This window comes from Aneurinibacillus uraniidurans, assembly GCF_028471905.1.
Lineage (GTDB): Bacteria > Bacillota > Bacilli > Aneurinibacillales > Aneurinibacillaceae > Aneurinibacillus > Aneurinibacillus uraniidurans.
Genome location: NZ_CP116902.1, coordinates 925,357 through 943,990, shown reverse-complemented (window position 1 = coordinate 943,990; position 18,634 = coordinate 925,357). Strand labels below are relative to the sequence as shown.

Here is an 18,634-nt window from a genome sequence, read left to right as displayed (position 1 = left end):
GTCTTGTAAGCCTTATGCTTGTCAAGATTATAGCACGGAGGATTAGAGGAATACTATCACATTATCCAACAACAATATTAACAAGTTTGCCCGGTACCGCAATGACCTTACGCACGGTCTTACCTGCAATCAATTCCTTGATTTTGTCATTTTCATTCACGAGCGCTTCCATGTCCTGTTTTGTCGCGCTTGCCGGAATGATCATTTTGTCGCGCACTTTGCCGTTGATTTGCAGTACGATCTCGATTTCGTCAAGCACAAGCGCCGATGCATCAAATGTCGGCCATGCCTGATGATGCACGCTGTCTTCGTGTCCGATCATTCGCCACATTTCTTCAGCGATGTGCGGTGCGAACGGCGCAAGCAGCTTGATTGTTGTTTCAATCGCATGAGCGAACATGCCGCGGTCTGCTGTTTCCGGATACGCATAAATTTTATTAACAAGCTCCATGATCGAGCTGATCGCTGTGTTGAACTGACGGCGTTCACCGATGTCGTCGCCTACTTTTTTGATTGTCGCATGCAGCGTACGATTTAATTCTTTTGCATCGCTGTCAGACATATTCACAGTTGGATGGCTCGCTACAAGCTCTGCATTTGTCTCTACTACCCGCCAGACGCGGTTTAAGAAACGGAAGCTGCCTTCTACACCAGAATCGCTCCACTCTAGGTCACGATCCGGTGGAGCTGCGAACAGGATGAATAGACGTCCCGTATCCGCCCCATATTTCTGAATGATCTCATCCGGGCTCACAACGTTGCCTTTGGATTTCGACATTTTTGCGCCGTCCCTAAGAACCATGCCCTGCGTCAGCAGGCTCTTGAACGGTTCGGTAAAGTTAACCATGCCTGCATCATGCAGTACTTTCGTGAAGAAACGGGAGTACAGCAGGTGCAGAATCGCATGCTCAATCCCGCCAATATATTCGTCAACCTGCAGCCATTTATTTGCTTTTGCCGCTTCAAACGGAATCTCATCGTTTTTCGAATCAGTAAACCGCAAATAATACCAGGACGAATCAATGAACGTATCCATCGTGTCTGTTTCACGGCGTGCCGCACCACCGCAGCACGGGCATGTAGTGTTCACGAATTCCTCTGACTTAGCCAGCGGATTGCTTGCCCCGTCGATCACAACATCTTCTGGAAGCAGAACTGGCAGTTGATCCTTTGGAACTGGAACGGTGCCGCATGTATCACAGTAAATAATCGGGATTGGTGCCCCCCAGTAGCGCTGACGAGATACAAGCCAGTCACGCAGGCGATATGAAACGGTAGAACCGCCAATGCCTTTTTCTTTCAGACTGTCGGCAATTTTTACAAGCGCTTCCCGGTTTGGCATACCATCAAACTCTGCAGACTGCACGAGCACACTATCTTCGGTGAATGCTTCTTCCATCTCAGCAGACACATCTACATCTTCTCCAGCTGGTGCGATAACACGTACAATCGGCAGGTCATATTGACGCGCAAATGAGAAGTCACGTGTATCATGTGCCGGAACAGCCATAACTGCACCTGTACCGTAGTCCATCAGGACATAGTTGGCAATCCAGATCGGTACATCTTTACCAGTCAGCGGATGACGAGCGTACGCTCCTGTGAACATCCCTTCCTTCGGCGCATCGGCCGCTGTACGAGTAATGTCTGATTCTTTACGAATACGCTCAATGAAGTCAGTAACTTCTTGCTCATTGTCTTTACCCGCAATTAACTTGCGCACAGCTGGATGCTCCGGTGCAAGGACCATGAATGTAACACCGTACAGCGTATCAGGACGCGTTGTAAATACCGTCAACAATTCATTAATTTCCGGCACTTCAAACGTGACTTCAGCCCCCGTGCTCTTGCCGATCCAGTTACGCTGCATCGTTTTAACTTTATCCGGCCAGCCTTGCAGCTGATCCAGATCTTCAAGCAGACGGTCGGCGTAATCTGTAATCTTGAAATACCACTGTTCAAGATCAAGCTTCACCACTTCCGTGCCGCAGCGCCAGCAGCAGCCCTCTTCTACTTGCTCATTCGCAAGTACAGTCTGGTCATTCGGGCACCAGTTTACGGCACCATTTTTGCGATAAGCAAGACCGCGTTCATAGAACAGCAAGAAAAGCTGCTGTGTCATTTTATAGTAATCCGGTGAGCAGGTCGCAAATTCGCGATCCCAGTCATAGCTCACACCAAGTTTTTTCTGTTGATTACGCATGAAATCAATGTTTTCATACGTCCACTTTGCCGGTTGTGCACCAAGCTTAATGGCTGCGTTCTCTGCTGGCATCCCGAAGGCATCCCAACCCATTGGATGAAGTACCTGATACCCACTCATGCGCTTATAGCGAGCTACAACATCCCCAATCGAGTATACGCGCACATGCCCCATATGCAGGCGACCGGACGGATACGGAAACTGCTCAAGGCAGTAAAATTTTGGTTTACTATCGTCTTCATTTGTTACGTTGGCCCCTGTTTCATTCCAGTACTGCTGCCACTTCTCTTCAATCTCATGCGGCTTGTAAGCTGACATTTGCTTGCCCTCCTAAACATCTTACGTCTTCAAAAATACAACAAAAAAAGCCTCCCATCCCCGGGAAAACCCAGGGACGAGAAGCCTACTTCCCGCGGTACCACCCTAGTTAACGCAATATGCACACTAAAGCATGCAAGCGTTCACCTTATAATCCATAACGTGGATCACGCGGACAGCGCTACTATCATTCCCGCTGTCGGCTCCGAGGTGAGTTCATTACGTCAGACGGTTAACTCACACCATCCGTTAACTCTCTGCATACGTCTGCTCGTCATTACTATTCCTCTTCTTAACCTGTATGTGCAATTATGTACGATTATATGCAACATATTCTACTACTGTCAACTAATCTTCCCTGACAGGCTTCCGCACTGCAAAAAATGCCCGTTCACTGTCTGCTTCCACCGGCTGTCTCGTAAAATCAGCGGTAATCGATAACAGTTCAAATCCTGCTGCTGCAAGCCAATCTGTCAGATCAGCAAGATGATACGCCTGCTGGCGATGCAGTTCATGGAACCGCCGATATAATCCGTTCTGCTCCTGCACAAATAGCGTCAAGTCATGCTCAACCGCTTCTGCTTCTGGATCATACGTACTCTCCCATATATAGGCTACTTCCTCATCCTGATGGGTAAACGACTCGTTGCCAAACACTTCCGCAATTTTGTATGGGGTATGTACATCAAGCAGGAACGTGCCGCCCGGTACAAGCGCCTCGTATACATGGGCAAATACACGCTGTATGCCATCCGCATCTGGAATATAGTTCAGCGTATCGCAAAAGCATAGCACGCTATCTACTTGCGAACGAAGCGTAAGCTCCCGGATGTCCTGGCATAACCAGTGAACAGGAGCATCCGGATGGCTCCGTTCAACTTTCTCCTTGGCGACGTGTAACATATCGGCTGATAAGTCGACACCCCATACTTCTAAGCCATGCTCCAATAAGTACCGGGTCAATGACCCTGTGCCGCAACCAAGCTCTGCCACACGAGCTGGACGAACTCCGGCATGACGCCATACTTCAACCGCCACCTGCATCCACTGATCATACGGTGCATCTGCCATGAGATGGTCGTACACGTCCGCAAGACGACGATAGCTGGTGTTATTCTTCGAATTCGACAACACGGGCATCTTTCCACAGGCGCTCAATATTGTAGAACTCACGCTCATCGCGATGGAACACATGAACGACAACGTCCCCTAAATCCATCAACACCCAGCGTGCATCATCATATCCTTCTCGTCCTTTAATTGTAGCTCCTGCTTCTTCCACACTGTCTTTAATATTATCGACAATCGCCTGTACTTGCGGCTCAGAATTCCCGTGACAAATTACAAAATAGTCAGCGATAACTGACAATCCTTGAATATCAAGGAGCATTACCTTTTGTGCTTTTTTATCGTCTGCCGCACGCGCGGCAATTTTGGCAATATCGAGTTCTGTCATGGTCGTTATGCGTCCTCCTTGGCTTGCTTCTTTTTTGGTTTTACGAGCGAGTTGCGTGCAAGTACCGTGAGCGGATAAATCTTCTTTTCCCGATTCACAAGAAACGTGATCGTGCCACCAAGCGCCTGTGCCAGCGCCCGGTCCAGATCTTCCTTCGCCAACTTCCGCAGTTCATCCACGCCGGGAAACTGACGATTCGGCTCGATATAATCCGCCAGACATACAACTCGCTCCAGTAGTGTCATATTTTCTCTACCGGATGTATGGTAGCGAATGGCATCCAGTATCTCTTCATCCTCAATGCCAAGCTCTCGTCTGGCTACTTCCGCTCCCACATGAGCATGCCATAGCTCTTTATCGTACTCAAGCAAATCATCTGGAATATGTGGAGTGTCCTCAATAATCTGCTTCATTTTTTCTTCCGGCCAGAACTTGCAGTAGTCGTGAAGAATCGCTGCGAGTTCTGCCTTCTTCTTATCTGCATCATAGCGCTTAGCCAACTTTTTCGCTGTTTCTACGACGCCTAGGATATGCTCATAGCGATGCTTCGTGACCTGTTCTTTGACAGCCGCCAACAATTGTTCACGATTCATACAGCCCGTTCTCCTCTATATATAGTCTAACCGCTTCCGGCACAAGATAACGGATGGAATGTCCGCTCCGGATTAGATCGCGCACCTGACTGGAAGCGACATCAAGCTGCGGCATATCCACTTCAATCAACCGCTCCCGATACGGCGTGTTCATTGAATACCCTGGACGGGCTAACGCCACGAATTGCACCATGCGAAGCAGCTCGTCTACTCGATGCCACTTCGGTAAGTATTCCACCATGTCGCCACCAATAATAAAGAAAAAATCCACGTCCTGATGGGCTGCTATCAGTCTGCACATCGTATCATACGTATACGATGGCATGCTCTCCTGTACATCAAGCTCAACCGTATTAATCTGAAAAAACGGGTTCCCCGCTACAGCCCGCCTGAGCATCTCAACCCGGTGGCGGTCGGCCGTAATGACTTTATCCTGCTTGTGCGGTGGAATGCGGGCTGGCATGAGCCAGATTTCGTCGAGCGCGAGCGCATCACGTGCTCGTTCTGCGACAATCAGATGCACGGTATGCACAGGATCAAACGTCCCACCGTACACACCGATGCGCCGTTTTTTATTTCGGAAGCTCAATCGTTTTGTGTTCCTGCGATTCTTTGTACAGCACAATTGTACTGCCAATGATTTGAACAACTTCCGCGCCGCTTCCTTCCGCAATCGCTTCTGCTACTTCATGTTTGTCTTCTCCACAGTTGTTCAGGATTGATACTTTAATCAACTCCCGCACTTCTAGCGTTTCATCAATTTGCTTGATCAAATTATCGTTTACGCCACCCTTCCCCACTTGAAAGATTGGGTTAAGATGGTGCGCCAATGCGCGTAAATGCCGTTTTTGTTTGCCTGTTAACACGTTTAGTAGTCCCCTTCCGTTATTTGCGATGCGTAAGTGCGTCCATAACAGTCTCACGCATCTCCTGGGCAGGTGCTTGCTGCTTCGTCCAGTACTCGAAGCTCAACGCCCCCTGATAAATAAACATTCCAACCCCTCGATGCGTACGTGCACCTACGTAAGCCGCATCTCGCAATAGCTTCGTATCGAGCGGATTGTAAATCAGATCACTGACAAGCAGTCCATCATGCAAATATTTCGCATCCAATGGACTAACGTCGATATGCGGGTGCATACCAATTGAAGTAGTCTGTATAAGCAATGTTACATCTGCTACACAAGCATCGACTTCTTCCGTACAGATCGCAGTCAACTGTGCTTGCGGATAGATACGTCCAAGATCACGAACTAGGCTATCTGCTTTTTCCCGCGTTCGGTTCGCAATGATAAGCTTAGGCAATCCAGATGCAAGTAAAGCAAATGCCACACCGCGTGCTGCTCCTCCTGCTCCAAGCATTAAAGCCGACTGTTCAGCCAGTACAACTCCCGTTTCTTCAACAAGAGAGCGAACATACCCTCTTCCATCTGTATTATACCCAATAAGGCGCCCATTCTCATTTACAATCGTATTGACCGCCCCAATAAAACGCGCTTCTTCATCAATCTCATCAAGGTGCTCCATCACACCTACTTTATGCGGAATCGTGACATTCACACCACGAAGTCCAAGGGCTCGAATGCTCGCAACAGCTTCCCCGATGCGTGCAGGCTCTACATCAAATGCCGCATAACGCATATTCAAGCCGAGCACATCGAATGCCCGATTGTGCATCAACGGTGACAGCGAATGACTGACGGGATGGCCAAGAAGTCCCATTATGACGGTCTGGCTATTCATGCCCTCTCTCCTCCGTTTCAAAAATGCCCCTACAGCAAGCGGCAGGGGCACCTCTCTCGTGTTTATATAAGCGATGGACGGATGCTGACCGCTACACCTTTTGGCACACGCACTTCCACATTCGCACCGCTCCCATGCAGCGCAATCCAGCCGAGACCGGAGATGACAATATCCTGGTTACCTGCCGGCACTTTAAACGTGAAACGGTCGAGTTTCGGCATGTTTTCTGCCATTTCTTTTCCTGGCGGTGAAAGCAGCTCGCCTAAATGCTTCTCATACAGCTCATCCGCCTTCTCCAGCTTCGTACGGTGAATGGTAAGCTGATTCGAAACGTAGAATACAAACGGCTGATGCTCTCCCTTCACGAAGTCAATCCGTGCAAGGCCACCAATAAATAGCGTCTGTTTATCATTCAACTGATACGTCTTCGGCTTCAGCTGCTTATCTGGCAAAAGAAGCTTGAGCTCAGATGGCGCTACCAGATGCAGAATTTGATCGCGATTCACAATCCCCGGTGTATCATATAAGGATGAGCGTTCATCAAGTGGAATCTCAATTACATCCAGCGTTGTTCCAGGGAACTGCGATGTTGTAATATCAAGCTCAGACTCCCCAAACTGCTTCAGTAATCGGTTAATAAGCGAGGATTTACCGACATTCGTTACACCGACAACATGAATATCACGTCCACGACGGTACTCATTCATCGCCGCTACTAGACGATCGATCCCCTCACCCTTATGTGCGCTCACAAGAATGACATCAACCGGCTTCAAACCAAGGTCAGCCGCTGACTTACGCATCCAGTTGATCAAACGGTTACGATTGACGTTCTTCGGAAGCAAGTCCACCTTATTGCCAACAAGCAAAATCGGATTATTGCCGACGAAGCGTTGCAGACCACGCAACCAGCTTCCGTTAAAATCAAAAATATCAACTACCTGTACCACAAGGGACTTCGTATCACCAATGCTATTCAGAATACGCACGAATTCATCGTCACCAAGTGTAACAGTAGACGCTTCATTATAGTGTCTGATACGGAAACAGCGCTGGCAAATAATCGTTTCTTTCTCCAGTGCCTGAGTCGGCGCATAGCCAACCTTCTTCGGGTCTTCCGTCTGAATCTCGACCCCGCATCCCGCACAGTAAATGTCATGTTCCATATTGTTCATTCTAATCCTCCCACGGAATTTTTCCGCGTTTTCTCATCCAGCTCAATGCAGCTCGTTCCAGTCCGCGGTTAAAACGGGTAATCAGGCCGTCTGTCTGCGAGACCGGTACAACGAGAATCGTATATAGGCCCATGCGGTTGCCGCCGAGCACATCGGTAAATAACTGATCTCCGATGACAACTGTTTCCTGCACGGACAGTCCCATATCGCGCGTTGCCTTACGAAATGCGTTCGTTGTCGGTTTTTTCGCATGATGAATATAGGGAACACCGAGCGGCTCCGCAACCTTAGATACACGAATCTCATTGTTGTTGGACACAATCACAACGGAGAACCCTTGCTCCTTGAGCTCTTTGATCCATGCCATAAGCTCCGGGGTTGCCTCAGGCCGATCCCATTCAATCAGCGTATTGTCCAGATCAGTGATAATCCCTTTCACACCACGCTGCTTTAGCTGCACCAAATCAATGTCATAAATCGAATCGACGTGTAGATCCGGAATCAATAACGAGGTAATCATGCGACCCCTCCATCTGGTTTTTACGTATAATCATGCGCATAAATCCGGCATTTACTATACCATATTCCCCCTATAAAAGAAAGGCATGCTTCTTACGCATGCCTTTCTCTCCCGTACATATTATTTTGTTGTAGATTTTGTTCCAGATTCTGTTGCTGTTTTCTCGCCCATCATCGGAACGACCTGAGCATTTTTTGCTTCCGCTGGCAGTTCAATCTTAACATCCGCATTATAATCGCTATATGTTAGATCTTGCGTCATAATCATTTGGGTAAGCGGCATATCTTGTTGTGGCTTGAAGTTGATCACGATTTGATTGTTATTCACAACAGGCATTTGTGTTTTTTCATCAAGCTTCATTGTACCTTGCAAGTAAATCGATTGAACCATCTTGTCCGCTTCATCAAACATTGCTTTCATATCGCCCATACCCTGCATGCCCTGAACCATGCTCATCAGATCTTTCAAACTATTAATACGGGTCTTATAGCTAAGCTGCCCGTCTTTAGTAATCGAGTAGAACGTATTTTTTTCAAGCTCCGGTGGAATACCTTGCATTTGCTGTTCCATCATTGCCTTCATATCCATTGGAAACGCATTCGACGCTTTCATCCAGCCAGACGGATTTTCTTTGTTCTCCGGCATACCTGGCATGTTCACTTTCATGTACATATCATGGCCGATAATATACTGCTCCATTTTCATCTCAGGAGCGAGTCCTGGCATGGCCGGGAGCTTCATTTCTGTTTCCATTTTAATGTGATCCGGCAGCGAGAATGCCGCAGCAATCTTCATCTTGAGTGGCTCATCCAATGTATCCATTTGTTTGCGAGCGTCAGATGGCATAGAAGCAAGCGCACGTTCATCAAACTTAACTTGCATCGTCATCGTACCATTCATTTTGAACGACTTCACAGCTGCTTGTGCCTTCTGAGACTGTTCAAGCTTTTGTTTCGCTTCTGGCGATGTTTTCAAAAGCTGTGCAAGCAGTGCGTCCCCTTCCGCTGTTGTCAGGATACGATCACTTTGCTTCCAATCAATATTGGCCCCCGCTGCTGATAACCAGGTTGCCGTACCGTATGCCCAATGTGACTTCGGCAGATCTACTGTACTACCTGGCAGGGCCTTATTCGGAATACCAAGCGCACGGCCAACGAACGCCAGTGCCTCAATCTGGGTAATCGGCTGGTTCGGGTTTATTTGTGCGCTATTTCCAGCAACAACGCCATTCGCTCGCATCTTATCGATCACTTTCGACAAGGCACTTCCCGCCGGAACATCTTTATACTGGCTGTGTACTGCTGTATCAGGCAGACTAACCATTTTATCCAGCATGAGCAAAAACTCACCGCGTGTCATATTTTGCGCCTGCGAAGACAACACAGGTGCAGGTTCAGCTGCAAACACACTAACTGCTGAACCCCCGAACAGCATAGACAAACTAAGCAAACCAGCTGCAGCATTACGTTTTTTCATATTTACCTCTCCTCGCATATATGTAATCTCTTCATTACTTACATACGAGAAAAGTGTGGAAAAAGTTTCATAGTATGGAGAAAAAAGATGAGGAAGAGAATACATGGATTCCTCTATAGACGTGAACGTTGTAGCAACTCCTGCTTGCTATCCCACAGCTTCTGGCTTAAATCTACATGATAGCCGTGTGGATTGACAAGGCGCTTCACTTCATCTGAGAAATGAGCCAGCTGTTCCCTCGCATGCACCCGGCTTTCTTCAAGCGAAACTGGCTTTCCGATACGCTGACCATTCTCTATAACTGGTACAAGCAGCTCCTCCATTCGATATCTCCGAATGGTTTTTCGTTTATGTGGAAATAGCGGATCAAACAAGGTGATCATGTCACTCGGAATCTCTTCCTCTGCAAATGCCACCAAATCACCAAGCGCCTGTCCACTCTGCTCATCATAAAAGCGCACCAGCCGCTTATAGCCAGGTGTTGTGATTTTGGCCGGGTTCTCCGATATTTTTAGACACGGCTTCCATTCTCCGTTCTCCTGGATAGCGGCAAGCTTGTACACGCCACCAAGCGCCGGACACCCCTGTGCCACGATCAGATTCGTACCAACTGCCCATACATCAATTTTAGCTCCCTGTGTCTTTAGATCGCGAATGAGCATCTCATCCAGATCGCTTGAAGCCACAATCGCAACATCGGTCAATCCTGCCTCATCCAGCTGCTTGCGTGCTTTCTTCGATAAATACGCCAGATCACCCGAGTCGATACGAATGCCGACAAGCTTCTTACCTTGCTTCTGTAATTCCAGCCCTACTTCAATCGCATGTGGCACACCAACACCGAGCACATCGTATGTATCAACTAATAGCGTCGTCTCATCCGGGAATGCTTCATTATATGCACGGAACGCTTCTTGCTCATCTTCAAACAGCTGCACAAAGCTGTGCGCATGCGTTCCCTTGACCGGAATCCCAAAATCACGTCCTGCCATGATGTTCGAAGTAGCTGCGACCCCACCAATATACGCGGCACGTGCGCCATAATAGCCCGCCTCCGTCCCTTGAGCTCGGCGCAGTCCAAATTCCAGTACCGGATCGTTACCAGCCGCCCGCACAATACGCGCTGCTTTTGTCGCAATTAATGTCTGATGATTAATCATCGCAAGCAGCGCTGTCTCGATCAGCTGTGCTTCCATCACAGGGGCCTCTACCCGAACAAGCGGCTCACCAGCAAATACCACCGTTCCTTCTCGCACAGCCGCGATATTTCCTGTAAATTTCATATTGGCCAGTCGTTCAAGAAACGCTTCTTCATACGGATATAGACTGCGAAAATAACTCAGGTCCTCTTCGGTAAATTTTATATTCTCAATAAAATGAAGCGCCTGCTCAAGACCTGCAAACAGTGCGTACCCATTGCCGCACGGTGGCTTCCGAAAAAACATATCAAATACAACCCGAGTATTTTCCATTCCCCGCTTGTAGTACGCGTACATCATATTAATCTGATACAAATCTGTGCTCATTGTCTGGTTCATTTTCTGTGAACCTCCCTTCTGATTATCGCTCGGAATAAGGTCTCTCTCCGACAAAATCATTTCTTATTAGTATGCACCCTAATCGAAATTTATGGAATATATGCAGCCGTATTCTCTCCTGCTATCCTCATCATCTGTGCTCTTTTAACTATTTGCAAATACAGACTTTTGTTCTATCATTAAGAAGATATAGTTTAAAACAAAAAAGAAAAAGATTAACAATTACCTTCAGGACAGGAGTGAATGTTTATGACGACTCAAGAACATGAGCACCGCTGTGATGATTTTAGCGCTCTCTTAAAAGCATGTTCTCATCTATTTGATATGTTTAATCAGGAAAATACTTTTATTGTATCTGATACAGAAAAAATTGTAGGGTACTGGGAAGGAAAACATATCAAATTTGGCTTCAAAGTCGGTTCTCCCCTACCAGCGAATACCGTTATGCGTCAGGCTATGGACCAGAAACGCAAAATTAATCAAAACGTCTCTGAACACGAGTCCACCTTTAATTTCGGCTATACGGGCAACACAATGCCTATCTATGATGATAGCCGCCGAGTCATCGGAGCACTTGGAATTGCGATGCCTACATATAAACAAGAAATCCTGAAGAAGATGGCGTCTGAATTAATGCAAACAACAGAACAGACGACTACTGCAACGGAAGAAATCGCATCTGGTGCAACAAGCATGGCAGATGCTGTTGGCGCACTGGCCGTCAATTCACAAAACGCACAGAACGCCCTCAGCACCGTCGGCAAAGTAATCAATCTCATTAAGCAAGTAGCCGATCAGACAAACCTGCTAGCACTCAACGCAGCGATCGAGGCAGCTCGTGCCGGAGATGCCGGTCGCGGCTTTGCCGTAGTAGCCGATGAAGTACGTAAGCTTGCTTCAAGTACACGTGAGAATGTGGAAGAAATCTCAAAGAACTTAATGGAGATGTCGAACACAATCGAAGAGATCGCCAAAGAAGTCAAAAACCTCGATGGACTCGCTCAGCAACAGGCTGCTGCTACTCAGGAGATTAGCGCATCTATGTCATCTCTCGAAGAAAACTCACGCAAAGTAAGCGAGGTAGCGGAAACGCTGACTCAATGATCATAAATGGAAGAGGCTGTCTCAAAAGCTGTAACACAGCGATTGAAGGCAGCCTCTTTCTTTTCTTGGGGGCGGTTTTCTCCAAAGTGTGGTGGAGGAGTCGGGATCGGGCGGGACCTCGTCACTTCGATACGCTTACGAAGAAGTTTGGACTGTCCGCTCCAGGTGCCAGACGAACTCGCCCACAAAAGATGCCTACGATGTATGTACCTCGAAGTATTGTGGGCAAAGGCCCGTCCGTCCAGCCCCTTCCGCTGGGAGGTCGCGTACAGGCGTTCCGTTGCCCCGCCCGATCCCGCTCCCTCATCCCCAAAACGTTGTCGATTCTACAAAAAGAAGCTGCCCCATTCGCCATGTTCTGGCTTTTAGGGCAGCTTCCGTCTTACCATTTTCAGCTTATTGAATTCACGCTCGCCGAGTTACTTTGACAAGGAATGAACCCCATGTCCAAGTGCCGCTTCTACAGCTTCCATCGTCACTTCCGCAAGCGTTGGATGCGCATGAATGGTCAGTGCAATGTCTTCTAATGTTGCACCCATTTCAATCGCAAGTCCTGCTTCGGCAATCAAGTCAGATGCTTCTGGTCCAACGATCTGTACGCCGAGTACACGGCCGTCTGCTTCATCCGCTACCACTTTCACAAAGCCGTCTGTTTCATTTACACTGAGGGCGCGACCGTTCGCACCGAAAGAAAAACGACCTGTTTTCACGTTGTAGCCTTCCGCTTTTGCTTGATCTTCTGTCAAGCCAACGCTTGCCATCTCTGGATCAGAGAAAACAACCGCCGGAATCGCCAGATAATCGATTTCACTTGGCAGCCCCGCAATTACTTCTGCTGCTACCTTGCCTTCATATGACGCTTTATGTGCGAGCGCAGGTCCCGCTACGATATCGCCGATAGCGTATACGTTTGGCACATTTGTTTTGCACTGTTTATCGATCTCAATCAAGCCGCGATCAGTCATTTTCATGCTGATTGCTTCCAGACCAAGTTCATCCGTATTCGGGCGACGTCCAACAGTAACGAGGCAGTAATCCGCCTCAAACGCTTCTTCTTTATCGCCGATTTTGGCTGTAACTTTGACACCATTGCCTGTTACTTCACTGCTGCTTGCAAGAGCATTCGTATGAATCTCTACACCCAGTTTTTTCAGCTTTTTCTTCACAAGCTGCACCATGTTTTTCTCAAAGCCTGGCAGGATGCCATCCGATCCTTCCAGCACCGTTACTTGTGCACCTAACTTCGCGAATACAGTGCCAAGCTCGATCCCAATATAGCCACCACCAACAACAAGCAGCTTATTTGGAATATGATCAAGTGTCAAAGCTTCCGTCGAAGACAGAATGCGGTCGCTAAACGGCAGCGCCGGAATTTCAATTGGGCGGGAGCCAGTTGCGATGATGCAATGGTTGAAATGATAGCGATTCACGTCATAGCCATGAAACACACGCACTTCGTTTTCGTTGACAAACAGTGCTTCGCCTTCGATAATCTCCACACCGTTTCCTTTCAGAAGGGAGCGTACACCGCCTGTCAGCTTGCTCACAACGCTTTGCTTCCACTCCTGAACCTTTTTCATATCAACGCTTACGTCACCGACATTAATGCCGATTTCGTGGCCGTCTTTTGCCTGCTCGAAGCGGTGTGCCGCTGAGATCAAGGACTTGGATGGGATACATCCCCGATTTAGGCAGACGCCACCCACCTCTGACTTGTCCACGATGGCTACTTTCTTACCGAGCTGGGCAGCGCGAATGGCTGCCACATACCCACCTGGACCTGCTCCGATGACGAGAACGTCTAATTCTGTCGTAAATTCCCCTACTACCATGGATTCTACACCTCCATAACAAGCATTTCAGGATTTTGCAGCAAGTTCTTGATGTAGTTCATGTACAGCTGAGCCAACTCCCCATCAATGAGGCGGTGGTCAAAGCTAAGTGAGAGGGCAAGTACTGGAGCTGCTACGATTTCATCATTTTCGTTCACAATCGGTTTCTTCGCGATACGGCCAACACCAAGAATTGCTACTTCTGGATAGTTAATAACCGGAGTAAAGAACATGCCGCCTGCTGAACCGATATTCGTAATCGAGAATGTGCTGCCTTTCAGCTCATCAGCAGATGCTTTACGCTCGCGTGCTTTTGTCGCCAGTTCGGAGATTTCCCCGGCAATTTTCCACAGCGGTTTGCGGTCAGCATCCTTAATCACTGGCACGAGCAGACCTTCATCTGTCGCTGCTGCAATTCCGATGTTGTAGTATTTTTTCAGTACCACTTCGTTTGTCTCTTCATCAATGCTTGCATTCAGTTCCGGGAACTGGCGCAGACCAGCAATCGCTGCTTTAACGACAAACGGAAGGTATGTTAATTTCACTTCTTTTTGAGCCGCCAGTGGTTTGAAGCGTGTACGCATGTCAACCAGCTTCGTTACATCGACTTCGTCCATGATTGTAACGTGCGGAGCGGTGTACATCGATTTGACCATAGCATTTGCAATGGCCTTGCGGATGCCTTTAAGCGGCTTGCGCTCTTCGAGTCCTGCCGGTGTTTGAACCGGAGCTGCTGCTGACGCTGCTTTTGCTTCCGCAGGAACCACATTCTCTGCCTGCTGTGCCGCTTGCGGAGCGGTAACTGGTACAGCCTGTGCTACCGGTGCACCACCGGATGCGAATGCTTCTACGTCCTGACGCGTAATCCGTCCGTTTTTGCCGGTTCCTGCTACCTGACGGATGTTAATGCCGCGCTCACGGGCTAGCTTGCGAACAGCCGGAGTGGCAAATACACGCTTGGATTCATCAACAGGTGCAGCATTTTGCTGAATAGGAGCCTGTGCTGCTGGAGCACTTTCCACAGTCTTCTGCTCTGCTTTTTCCGCAGCAGCTGGTTCAGCTTGTGGTTGTGCCTCTTCTGCTGGTGCACCCTCTGCGTCAAACTCAACCAGTACATCACCAACAACCGCTACCGTGCCTTCTTCTACTTTAATAGCGAGAACCTTCCCGTTTACCGGGGATGGAATTTCCACGACTGCCTTATCGTTCTGCACTTCCATGATGATCTGATCTTCTTCGACCTGATCTCCTTCTTTAATGTGCCACTTTACAATCTCGCCTTCATGAATGCCTTCACCGATGTCCGGCATTTTAAACTGGAACGCCATGCGGAACCCTCCTTTGGATATTCGTATCGATCACTCAGGTTTAGAAATCAAGCACTTTGTTAATGGCTTCGATTACGCGAGTCGGGTCTGGAAGCCATACATCTTCTGCAGCTGCAAATGGGAAGACAGTATCTGGAGCTGTTACACGCAGAACTGGTGCTTCAAGAGACAAAATCGCACGCTCATTAATTTGAGCGATAATTTCAGCCGCCACGCCTGCCTGGCGCTGCGCTTCCTGTACCACAATGGCACGATTTGTCTTTTCAACAGATGCAATAATCGTTTCTACATCAAGCGGATTAATCGTACGCAGGTCAATGACTTCGACACTTACATTGCGGTCTTTTTCGATTTGTTCTGCCGCTTTGAGTGATGTTTGAACCATGGCACCGTATGTGATGATCGTAACGTCTTTTCCTTCTTTGACAACATTAGCCTTGCCGATCGGCACTGTGTATGATCCTTCTGGTACTTCACCACGGAATGAACGGTACAGCTTCATATGCTCAAGGAAAATAACCGGGTCATTGTCGCGAATCGCGGAGATCAAAAGTCCTTTTGCATCATAAGGATTAGACGGAATAACAACTTTTACACCTGGTGTTTGCAAGAACAAACCTTCTAGGCTGTCTGCGTGCAGTTCTGGTGTTTTTACACCGCCACCAAACGGAGCACGGAATGTAATCGGCGCGTTGTACTTACCGCCTGAACGGTAGCGCATACGGGCTGCCTGAGACGCAACCGAATCAAATACTTCAAATACAAAACCAAAGAATTGAATTTCGGCTACCGGACGGAATCCTTGCAGACCCAGGCCGACTGCCATACCGCCGATTGCGGATTCAGCAAGCGGTGTATCCATGACACGCTCTTCACCGAATTCTTGCTGCAATCCTTCTGTCGCACGGAATACCCCGCCGTTTACACCGACGTCTTCCCCGAAAACAAGAACATTCGGATCTGCTTTCATCTCAGTACGCAACGCATCTGTAATCGCTTGAATCATCGTCATTTGTGCCATGACTACTTCATCTCCTTCTGCTTGTACTCGTCATATTGCTCTTGCAGGAGTGGTGTTTTCTCTTCGTACATAATGTCGAGGAGGTCTGTCACCTTCTGCTTCGGCTGCGCGTCTGCTTTTTTAATCGCATCGGCAATTTCAGCTTTTGCTTGCTCGATTACTTTATCTTCATCCTCTTTGGACCAGAGGTTTTGGCTTTCTAAGTATGAACGGAAACGTACAAGTGGATCTTTCTGTTCCCACTCTGTCATCTCTTCCTGTTTACGGTAGCGCGTCGGGTCATCGCCGGCCATCGTGTGCGGGCCGTAGCGGAATGTGAGTGCTTCAATGAGTGTCGGACCTTCTCCTGCCAGCGCACGTTCACGCGCTTCACGCACTGCATTATAGACAGCAAGTACGTCCATACCATCTACCTGCACACCTTTAATGCCAGCTGCCTGTGCTTTGATCGCAACGGATTCAGCGGCTGTTTGCTTGGAGAATGGCGTTGAAATCGCATATCGGTTATTTTGTACAAAGAAGATAGCAGGCGCTTTGTATACACCAGCGAAGTTAAGACCTTCGTAGAAATCACCTTGTGATGTACCGCCATCCCCGATGTATGTGATCGCAACTCGTTTTTCTTTTTTCAGTTTGAATGCCATGGCCACACCCATCGCCTGCGTAATTTGGGCAGCAATGATAATTTGTGGCATAAGAACGTTTACATCTTCCGGGATTTGACCGCCATGGAAGTGTCCGCGTGAATACAGAAATGCTTGGTACAGTGGAAGTCCATGCCAAACAATTTGCGGAATATCTCGATAACTTGGCAAAATAAAGTCCTGCTTATCAAGTGCAGTCTGACTCCCAATCATGCACGCTTCTTGTCCGGCAACCGGTGCATAAAAGCCCAGGCGTCCCTGACGATTCAGGCTGATTGCACGTTGGTCCCACACTCGGGTATACACCATTTTGTGCATTAATTCTTGAAGTGTCGCATTATCGACTTGAGGTTGCTGTGTGTCGGTAATCTTGCCTTCAGGCGAAAGAATTTGTAACATCAATGACAGCTCCTTTTTATAAAAATGAATTAAGTAAAATTCGGTTAACACTACTGTAATAGAACAAACACCAACTATAACACATCGTGTTACAGAACAAATACAGTTTACGTATTCTGAATTCGCGATGAGTATAGCACTTCATTGTTAGCATGTCCAATTATTTTGCATACATTGCGAGAGGAGACGTTGTATTTATGGAGGAAAACTTACGAAAGCGAACCATCCTACGTCGTGAAATTACTAGCAACTATCTAGGGGAAATACGCTCCTACAAGCTGTATCTGCCACCGGGATACAATGCGGATCAAGCGTATCCAATTGTATATGCCCAGGATGGCGAGCAGTTTCTCAACTTTGGCCGGGGGGCAACAGTAGCACAAGAAATGATTCTCAACGGTGAACTGTATCCATTCATAATAGCTGCTGTTACAGTATCTCGTGAGAACCGCACGAGTGAATATGGTACAAATCGCTCACGCAATCATTTGTACAAGTCTTTTTTCATCGAAGAACTTATGCCCGCCGTTGAACAGGAAGTATCCGTCAGTCAGCGGGTGCTCGCTGGTGATTCGCTGGGCGGTACTGTCAGCCTGGATTTGGCTCTTGAACATCCAGAACTTTTCTCTCACGTACTCTCCCTGTCTGGAGCGTTCTACCCAGAGGTAATGAAAGGTGTGTTACGTAAGCCGGAACTTCGCTCTTTGATGATCTATATGCTTATCGGACTAGAAGAAACTGCCGTACCTGTCTGGGATGGAACAGCTGACTTTCTTGCTCTGAACCGTGAGATGAAAGCGCTACTCGAAGAACGCGGTGCTTCCGTCACGTACGTGGAACGCTCAGGTGGACACGACTGGGGATTCTGGCAGCGCGAACTCCCTGATGCCCTTACTTTTTTCTTTGGCGTGCCAAAATAAAAAACCACCAGGATAAAAAATCCCTGGTGGAGGAGGCAGCTTAGTTAATTCAATTGCGTACTATACACGGACTAGCGAAGCGAACGGGCGGGTATAGCGGATGTCCCCTGCACAACAATGCGGTTTATAAACATCATTTTGCCATCACGTTTGACGGACACGTTTCGTCCGTACATTGTTGAAAAAGATTCTGTTTCCGGCTGAGTCACACCGCGCTGTGGTCGGTATCCGTATCCCATATTTTTTCCCCTCCATCGCTCTTTTTCTGTATTATAACAGATGTTCTGTAGTAGTACAATAGAAAGACACAAAAAAATCTCCCGCTTTTACATAAAAATAAAGCGGGAGAATACACAAGTATGGG

At 48.0% G+C, this 18,634-nt stretch carries 18 protein-coding genes and 1 other annotated feature; of the genes, 2 read left to right on the top strand and 16 right to left on the bottom strand.

Features of this window, described 5'->3' with window-relative positions; genetic code table 11:
- Positions 1-61: 61 nt before the first annotated feature.
- The 11 genes from leuS to PO771_RS04645 form a co-directional block, all read right to left on the bottom strand.
- Entirely contained in the window at positions 62-2,521 is a 2,460-nt protein-coding gene (gene leuS / locus PO771_RS04695; protein ID WP_272562123.1) for a leucine--tRNA ligase, read from the bottom strand.
- Between the two features lie 69 nt (positions 2,522-2,590).
- Positions 2,591-2,824: a binding site (T-box leader), on the bottom strand.
- A gap of 45 nt (positions 2,825-2,869) precedes the next feature.
- Entirely contained in the window at positions 2,870-3,652 is a 783-nt protein-coding gene (locus PO771_RS04690; RefSeq protein WP_272562122.1) for a class I SAM-dependent methyltransferase, read from the bottom strand.
- A complete protein-coding gene (gene rsfS, locus PO771_RS04685) occupies positions 3,633-3,977 on the bottom strand; it encodes a ribosome silencing factor (RefSeq protein ID WP_272562121.1) in 345 nt (114 codons plus the stop codon). Before rsfS ends, PO771_RS04690 begins: the two co-directional genes overlap by 20 nt.
- A 5-nt stretch (positions 3,978-3,982) precedes the next feature.
- Positions 3,983-4,570 (bottom strand): bis(5'-nucleosyl)-tetraphosphatase (symmetrical) YqeK, encoded by a 588-nt coding sequence (gene yqeK / locus PO771_RS04680; protein WP_272562120.1) that lies wholly within the window; start codon positions 4,568-4,570, stop codon positions 3,983-3,985.
- A complete protein-coding gene (locus PO771_RS04675) occupies positions 4,560-5,159 on the bottom strand; it encodes a nicotinate-nucleotide adenylyltransferase (protein WP_272562119.1) in 600 nt (199 codons plus the stop codon). The genes yqeK and PO771_RS04675 overlap by 11 nt, the downstream gene beginning before the upstream one ends.
- Entirely contained in the window at positions 5,143-5,436 is a 294-nt protein-coding gene (yhbY, locus tag PO771_RS04670; RefSeq protein WP_272562118.1) for a ribosome assembly RNA-binding protein YhbY, read from the bottom strand. The genes PO771_RS04675 and yhbY overlap by 17 nt, the downstream gene beginning before the upstream one ends.
- Positions 5,437-5,455: 19 nt before the next feature.
- Entirely contained in the window at positions 5,456-6,313 is an 858-nt protein-coding gene (gene aroE, locus PO771_RS04665; protein ID WP_272562117.1) for a shikimate dehydrogenase, read from the bottom strand.
- 62 nt (positions 6,314-6,375) lie between these two features.
- A complete protein-coding gene (gene yqeH / locus PO771_RS04660; protein ID WP_272563097.1) occupies positions 6,376-7,479 on the bottom strand; it encodes a ribosome biogenesis GTPase YqeH in 1,104 nt (367 codons plus the stop codon).
- Between the two features lie 10 nt (positions 7,480-7,489).
- Positions 7,490-8,008 carry a YqeG family HAD IIIA-type phosphatase gene (locus PO771_RS04655; protein WP_272562116.1) on the bottom strand — a complete coding sequence of 173 codons (519 nt, stop codon included), beginning with the start codon at positions 8,006-8,008 and terminating at the stop codon, positions 7,490-7,492.
- Between the two features lie 120 nt (positions 8,009-8,128).
- Positions 8,129-9,484 (bottom strand): S-layer homology domain-containing protein, encoded by a 1,356-nt coding sequence (locus PO771_RS04650; protein ID WP_272562115.1) that lies wholly within the window; start codon positions 9,482-9,484, stop codon positions 8,129-8,131.
- Positions 9,485-9,597: 113 nt separating this feature from the next.
- Positions 9,598-11,022: a nicotinate phosphoribosyltransferase gene (locus PO771_RS04645; protein WP_272562114.1), complete on the bottom strand. Its 1,425-nt coding sequence runs from the start codon at positions 11,020-11,022 to the stop codon at positions 9,598-9,600.
- 243 nt (positions 11,023-11,265) lie between these two features.
- Here PO771_RS04645 and PO771_RS04640 point away from each other — a divergent pair, with 243 nt between their 5' ends.
- Positions 11,266-12,126: a methyl-accepting chemotaxis protein gene (locus tag PO771_RS04640; RefSeq protein ID WP_422664980.1), complete on the top strand. Its 861-nt coding sequence runs from the start codon at positions 11,266-11,268 to the stop codon at positions 12,124-12,126.
- 419 nt (positions 12,127-12,545) lie between these two features.
- On the opposite strand, the gene lpdA is transcribed toward PO771_RS04640, so the two are convergent.
- From lpdA to pdhA, 4 genes are read right to left on the bottom strand one after another with little or no spacing between them, the layout of a single operon-like run.
- Positions 12,546-13,958: a dihydrolipoyl dehydrogenase gene (gene lpdA, locus PO771_RS04635; protein WP_272562112.1), complete on the bottom strand. Its 1,413-nt coding sequence runs from the start codon at positions 13,956-13,958 to the stop codon at positions 12,546-12,548.
- Between the two features lie 5 nt (positions 13,959-13,963).
- Entirely contained in the window at positions 13,964-15,286 is a 1,323-nt protein-coding gene (locus PO771_RS04630; protein ID WP_272562111.1) for a dihydrolipoamide acetyltransferase family protein, read from the bottom strand.
- Between the two features lie 40 nt (positions 15,287-15,326).
- Positions 15,327-16,307: an alpha-ketoacid dehydrogenase subunit beta gene (locus PO771_RS04625; RefSeq protein WP_272562110.1), complete on the bottom strand. Its 981-nt coding sequence runs from the start codon at positions 16,305-16,307 to the stop codon at positions 15,327-15,329.
- A gap of 2 nt (positions 16,308-16,309) precedes the next feature.
- Positions 16,310-17,350, bottom strand: coding sequence for a pyruvate dehydrogenase (acetyl-transferring) E1 component subunit alpha (gene pdhA / locus PO771_RS04620; protein WP_272562109.1), 1,041 nt, complete (start codon positions 17,348-17,350; stop codon positions 16,310-16,312).
- A 197-nt stretch (positions 17,351-17,547) separates the two neighbouring features.
- Here pdhA and PO771_RS04615 point away from each other — a divergent pair, with 197 nt between their 5' ends.
- The gene (locus PO771_RS04615; protein WP_272562108.1) at positions 17,548-18,270 is read left to right on the top strand and encodes an alpha/beta hydrolase; all 723 of its coding nucleotides are present in this window, start codon (positions 17,548-17,550) and stop codon (positions 18,268-18,270) included.
- Between the two features lie 71 nt (positions 18,271-18,341).
- Here the strand turns inward: PO771_RS04615 and PO771_RS04610 are convergent, their stop codons facing one another.
- Entirely contained in the window at positions 18,342-18,509 is a 168-nt protein-coding gene (locus tag PO771_RS04610; protein ID WP_272562107.1) for a hypothetical protein, read from the bottom strand.
- Positions 18,510-18,634: the final 125 nt, after the last annotated feature.

What these genes read in the sequence shown, in the direction of transcription:
- leuS (WP_272562123.1), bottom strand. Translation starts at nt 2,521, where the DNA reads ATGTCAGCTTACAAGCCGCATGAGATTGAAGAGAAGTGGCAGCAGTAC.
- rsfS (WP_272562121.1), bottom strand. Translation starts at nt 3,977, where the DNA reads ATGACAGAACTCGATATTGCCAAAATTGCCGCGCGTGCGGCAGACGAT.
- yqeK (WP_272562120.1), bottom strand. Translation starts at nt 4,570, where the DNA reads ATGAATCGTGAACAATTGTTGGCGGCTGTCAAAGAACAGGTCACGAAG.
- aroE (WP_272562117.1), bottom strand. Translation starts at nt 6,313, where the DNA reads ATGAATAGCCAGACCGTCATAATGGGACTTCTTGGCCATCCCGTCAGT.
- yqeH (WP_272563097.1), bottom strand. Translation starts at nt 7,479, where the DNA reads ATGGAACATGACATTTACTGTGCGGGATGCGGGGTCGAGATTCAGACG.
- PO771_RS04655 (WP_272562116.1), bottom strand. Translation starts at nt 8,008, where the DNA reads ATGATTACCTCGTTATTGATTCCGGATCTACACGTCGATTCGATTTAT.
- PO771_RS04650 (WP_272562115.1), bottom strand. Translation starts at nt 9,484, where the DNA reads ATGAAAAAACGTAATGCTGCAGCTGGTTTGCTTAGTTTGTCTATGCTG.
- PO771_RS04645 (WP_272562114.1), bottom strand. Translation starts at nt 11,022, where the DNA reads ATGAACCAGACAATGAGCACAGATTTGTATCAGATTAATATGATGTAC.
- PO771_RS04640 (WP_422664980.1), top strand. Translation starts at nt 11,266, where the DNA reads ATGTTTATGACGACTCAAGAACATGAGCACCGCTGTGATGATTTTAGC.
- lpdA (WP_272562112.1), bottom strand. Translation starts at nt 13,958, where the DNA reads ATGGTAGTAGGGGAATTTACGACAGAATTAGACGTTCTCGTCATCGGA.
- PO771_RS04630 (WP_272562111.1), bottom strand. Translation starts at nt 15,286, where the DNA reads ATGGCGTTCCAGTTTAAAATGCCGGACATCGGTGAAGGCATTCATGAA.
- PO771_RS04625 (WP_272562110.1), bottom strand. Translation starts at nt 16,307, where the DNA reads ATGGCACAAATGACGATGATTCAAGCGATTACAGATGCGTTGCGTACT.
- pdhA (WP_272562109.1), bottom strand. Translation starts at nt 17,350, where the DNA reads ATGTTACAAATTCTTTCGCCTGAAGGCAAGATTACCGACACACAGCAA.
- PO771_RS04615 (WP_272562108.1), top strand. Translation starts at nt 17,548, where the DNA reads ATGGAGGAAAACTTACGAAAGCGAACCATCCTACGTCGTGAAATTACT.
- PO771_RS04610 (WP_272562107.1), bottom strand. Translation starts at nt 18,509, where the DNA reads ATGGGATACGGATACCGACCACAGCGCGGTGTGACTCAGCCGGAAACA.